We start from the raw sequence: 497 nt of genomic DNA on the forward strand, positions 1-497 counted from the left end.
GTTTATTTATAGGATAATTTCCATTATAAAATTCTTTTATTCCTTCCTCAAAGTACTTCTTTAGATCACTTGCATTTTTAACATAAAAAATACCTCTCTTACCTAGCCTAGGTCTAGGGGTTGCTTTAGGAATCATATATAAAGTAAACTGAATTTTTTTCCATTTTATTTTGTTTTGTAATTTAATTCTACCAATAATATTTTCCATATTCTTTTCATTTATTTTCAACTTCTTTAATATATAAGCAAATCTTTCATTATATTCTTTTGGTATATCATTATATTTTTCGAAATATCTCTCCAAATCTTTTTTTATGCTCATTTTAACACCCTTTCTAAAATTTCCATAATCCTTCTACACTATTTCTAACATTTTGTACAACGTCATTTATAATATTAAACGGAATATCTTTAACAGACGTTAATACTGTCATAATAATAGCCCACCATTTTTCCATAAACGCAGGTTGTGTAATATCAACACCACATGTTATAGC

The 497-nt window shown here is 26.0% G+C and carries 1 protein-coding gene; it reads right to left on the bottom strand.

Going from position 1 to position 497, the window contains the following annotated elements; translation table 11 throughout:
- On the bottom strand, positions 1 to 322 hold a 322-nt coding region (locus ETC00_RS19690), incomplete at its 3' end, for a hypothetical protein (RefSeq protein WP_171567732.1).
- Positions 323 to 497: the final 175 nt, after the last annotated feature.

Origin of the sequence: Brevibacillus sp. MCWH (assembly GCF_013096935.1) — a bacterium.
Lineage (GTDB): Bacteria > Bacillota > Bacilli > Brevibacillales > Brevibacillaceae > Brevibacillus > Brevibacillus aydinogluensis.